The sequence below is a fragment of the Streptomyces sp. NPDC002265 genome, from assembly GCF_040296125.1.
Classification (GTDB): Bacteria; Actinomycetota; Actinomycetes; order Streptomycetales; family Streptomycetaceae; genus Streptomyces.
Genome location: NZ_JBEOWS010000565.1, coordinates 1 through 3,917 on the forward strand (window position 1 = coordinate 1; position 3,917 = coordinate 3,917).

The following is a 3,917-nucleotide window of genomic DNA, read 5'->3' on the forward strand; positions in this document are numbered from 1 at the left end:
TCGGCCGTGACGGTCACGGGCCCGGCGCCACCCGCGGTTCGCGAGCCCGCAAGGGGCGTTCGACCCGCCCTGCGTACAATTTGGACTCGAACGACGTTCGCGATGCGACGTCCTCCTCCCACGAAGGAGCGTGCCCGTGCCGGGACAGCGATCCATCAGCGAGGCCGAGAAGCTGGCCCAGGCCAAGCTCGGCGGCATTCGCGTCCACCGTGAACAGATGGCCGTCGTCGCGAACATCTACCGCGCGGCCTCCGCGGTGCGCCAGCACCTGGAGAACTCGGTGCTGCGCGGCCAGGACCTGACCTGGACGGCGTTCGTGGTGCTGTGGGTGGTCTGGATCTGGGGTGAGTCGGAGACCCGGCACGTGGCCGAGGAGGCGGGAATCTCCAAGGGGACCCTGACCGGGGTGGTGCGCACCCTGGAGGGCCGCGGGCTGGTCAGCCGGGCGGGTCACCCCTCCGACGGAAGACTCGTGCTGCTCAGCCTCACGGACGACGGGGAGGCGCTGATGCAGCGGCTGTTCCCGCAGTTCAACGAGGAGGAGGCGTTCGTGACCTCGCGGCTCGACGCCGACGAGTGCCGGACCGTCGCGGACGGCCTGCGCCAGGTGGTGCTTCAGGTCGAGGAGTCGGGCGAGGAGCGACGCCTCGCCCTTCTCGACGGTGCCGAGCCGGCCCCGCGCCGCAGCGGACGCCGTCCGAAGGCCTGAACGGCAGCCGCGGCGGAGGCAGTCGGAAGGCCTGAACGGCAGCCGCGGCGGAGGCAGTCGGAAGGCCTGGAACGGCCTCCGCGGCGGACGCGGTCCGAAGGCCTGAACGGCAGGCGGACGGCGGGGCGTCAGGCACGCCCCGCGCGGGCGGCGGCCACGAGAGCCCCGAAGAGGCCCTGTTGCGCGGGGTCTTCGTGCGCGGTGTCCTCGGGGTGCCACTGAACGGCGGTGAACCACCCGGCGGAGCCGGGGAGTTCGAGTCCCTCCACGCTGCCGTCCGCGGCCCGTGCCGTGACGGCGAGTCCGTCGCCCAGGCGGTCCACCCGCTGGTGGTGGTAGCAGGAGGCCTCGGCCTTGTCGGCGCCGACGGCCTGTTCGAGCAGGGTGCCGCGCTGCACGGCCACCGGGTGCACCAGGTGCCGGTGCTCCTTCTCCGGTCCGCCCATGTCCTGTTCCAGGGTGCCGCCCAGGGCGACATTGACGACCTGGAGTCCCCGGCAGATCGCCAGCAGCGGCAGGCCCGCCTCCAGCGCGCGGCGGGCGACCTCCAGGTCGAAGGCGTCCTGGACGTCGTCGACGTCGTACACCGCGTCATGGGTGTCGGTGGCGCCGTAGCGGTGCGGGGCGAGGTCGCCGCCGCCGGGCAGCAGGACCCCGTCGAAGCGGCCGAGGCGGGCCGCGACGTCCGTGGCGGCGGGGTGGACGCTCACCGGCTCGCCGCCGGCCCGCCACACGGCCTCCACCAGGGCGCGGGCGTTGACCTCGGCGGCGTAGCGCAGCGCGGAGGTGGTCGCGGAGAAGCGGGCGGGGATCGCGATGAGCGGTCGTACGGGTGCGGTCACAGCTGGATCCAGGTGGTCTTGAGTTCGGTGTACTTCTCCAGGGCGTGCACGGACTTGTCGCGGCCGTTTCCGGACTGCTTCATGCCGCCGAAGGGAACACTGAGGTCGCCCTCCTCGTAGCAGTTGACCCAGACGGTGCCGGCCTTCAGGGCGCGCGAGACCCGGTGCGCGGTGGACAGGTCGGAGGTCCACAGGCCCGCCGCGAGCCCGTACTCGGTGGCGTTGGCCAGGGCCACCGCCTCGTCGAGGTCGTCGAAGGTCAGCACCGACAGGACGGGCCCGAAGATCTCCTCGCGGGACAGCCGCATGCCGGGCTCCACCCGGTCGAAGACGGTGGGCCGCAGATAGCTGCCGCCGGTCTCGGTGAGTGTGCGTTCGCCGCCTGCGCGCAGCCGGGCGCCCTCGGCGAGTCCCGTGCCGACGTGGTCGAGGACCCGGCCGAGGTGCCCCGAGCTCACCAGGGCGCCCATCTCGGTGGCGGGGTCGAGGGGGTCGCCGACGCGCAGTGCGTCCGCTCGCGCCACGATGGCGTCGGTGACCTGGTCGGCGACGGAGGAGTGGACCAGCAGCCGGGAGGGGGCGGTGCACATCTCGCCCTGGTTGAAGAAGATGCCCCAGGTGGCGGTGGCGGCCGCCTTCGCCAGATCGGGGGCGTCGGGCAGGATGATGTTGGGCGACTTGCCGCCCAGTTCGAGCCAGACCCGCTTGAGGTTGGAGTCCGCGGCGTAGTGCAGGAAGTGGCGGCCGACGGCCGTCGAGCCGGTGAAGGCGAGTACGTCGACGTCCGGGTGCAGACCGAGGGCGCGCCCGGCCACCGGCCCGTTGCCGGCCACGACGTTGAGCGCGCCCGGGGGCAGTCCGGCCTCGGTGGCGATCCGGCCCAGGAGCAGCGCGGACAGCGGGGAGTTCTCGGAGGGCTTGAGGACGACCGTGCAGCCCGCGGCGAGCGCCGGGGCGACCTTCCAGCCGGCCAGCGTCAGCGGGAAGTTCCAGGGCACGACCGCGCCGACCACACCGGTCGCCTCCCGGGTGACGAGGGCGAGGGCGTCCTGCGGGGTCTGGGGGGACTGGTCGGTGAGCTTGTCGGCGAGCTGGCCGTACCAGCGGAAGGTGGCGATGACCGCGCGCAGTTCGATGGCGTGGGCCTCGGTGACCGGCTTGCCCATCTCCAGGCTCACGGTGAGCGCCAGTTCCTCGCGCCGCTCCTCGAGCAGGTCGGCGATCCGCAGCAGCACCCGGCCGCGTTCGGCGGGGGCCAGCCGCGGCCACGGCCCGGTGTCGAAGGCGCGCCGGGCGGCCGCGACGGCCGCGTCCACCTCGGCGGTGCCGCCGTCGGCGACCTCGGCCAGGATCCGGCCGTCCCGCGGGGAGACGACGGTGAAGGTCGCTCCGCTTCCGGGCTCGTCGGCGCCGTCGATGTGATGGGCGCCCGAGACCTTCCAGGACTCGGCGCGGCGCAGCCACTCCTCGTGGGTGATGTCCGGCATTCGGGAGACCTCCACAATCTGGTTTGGATTCAAACGATACGATCGCCGGACGAGCCGCCGCAAGAGCGTGGCGGCAGCTCACGGGATCGGGCCGGCCGCGATGCCGGACCAGGTGAAGGAGTGTTCAACGTGCGCGCACTCGTCGTTCTGCACGACCATGTGACGGAGCCGGGACTGGTCGGGGCCCGCCTCGCCGAGCGGGGTTACGAGCTCACCACGGTGACCGTCGTACCCGAGGACCGGCATCACTCGCCCGACGTGCGGTTCGACTTCCCCGATGCGCAGGGCTGGGACCTGATCGTGTCGCTCGGCGCCCCCTGGTCGGTCTACGACCGGTCCGCGGTGGGCGGCTGGATCGGCGGCGAGCTCGCCCTGCTGCGCGAGGCCCACGGGCTCGGCGTCCCCGTCCTGGGCGTCTGCTTCGGCGCCCAGGCGCTCGCCACGGCCCTCGGGGGTTCGGTGGCCGCCGCCGCCCGACCCGAGATCGGCTGGGTGGAGGTCGACACGGACGACGCCTCCCTGGTGCCGGCCGGCCCGTGGTTCCAGTGGCACTTCGACCACTGCCTCCTGCCCGACGGCGCCGAGGAGCTGGCCCGTACCGAGGTGTGCGCACAGGCCTTCCGGGTGGGGCGCTCGCTCGGCGTGCAGTTCCACCCGGAGATCACCACGTCGATGGTGCGCGGCTGGATCGACCTCGGCGGACGGGAGCAGTGCCTGCGCGAGGGCGTCGACCCGGACGAGCTGCTCACCCGCAGCCACGCCATGCAGGAGCAGGCGCGGGTGAACGCCCGTCATCTCGTCGACGCCTTCCTGGAACGGGTGGCGGGCGCCGAACGCTGACGAATACGCCCCCCTGCGCATCCGGAGGCGCGTCCGGAT

The 3,917-nt window shown here is 73.1% G+C and carries 4 protein-coding genes; 2 read left to right on the top strand and 2 right to left on the bottom strand.

Going from position 1 to position 3,917, the window contains the following annotated elements:
* Positions 1 to 136: 136 nt before the first annotated feature.
* Positions 137 to 709 carry a MarR family winged helix-turn-helix transcriptional regulator gene (locus ABT085_RS44835; protein WP_351622553.1) on the top strand — a complete coding sequence of 191 codons (573 nt, stop codon included), beginning with the start codon at positions 137 to 139 and terminating at the stop codon, positions 707 to 709.
* A 128-nt stretch (positions 710 to 837) separates the two neighbouring features.
* Here the strand turns inward: ABT085_RS44835 and ABT085_RS44840 are convergent, their stop codons facing one another.
* Together ABT085_RS44840 and ABT085_RS44845 are read right to left on the bottom strand one after the other, a co-directional pair.
* On the bottom strand, positions 838 to 1,551 hold the full coding sequence (locus ABT085_RS44840; protein ID WP_351622561.1) for a gamma-glutamyl-gamma-aminobutyrate hydrolase family protein: 714 nt from the start codon (positions 1,549 to 1,551) through the stop codon (positions 838 to 840).
* Positions 1,548 to 3,038 carry an aldehyde dehydrogenase gene (locus ABT085_RS44845; RefSeq protein ID WP_351622563.1) on the bottom strand — a complete coding sequence of 497 codons (1,491 nt, stop codon included), beginning with the start codon at positions 3,036 to 3,038 and terminating at the stop codon, positions 1,548 to 1,550. Before ABT085_RS44845 ends, ABT085_RS44840 begins: the two co-directional genes overlap by 4 nt.
* 129 nt (positions 3,039 to 3,167) lie before the next feature.
* On the opposite strand from ABT085_RS44845, the gene ABT085_RS44850 reads away from it, so the two are divergent.
* Entirely contained in the window at positions 3,168 to 3,878 is a 711-nt protein-coding gene (locus ABT085_RS44850; RefSeq protein ID WP_351622566.1) for a type 1 glutamine amidotransferase, read from the top strand.
* Positions 3,879 to 3,917: the final 39 nt, after the last annotated feature.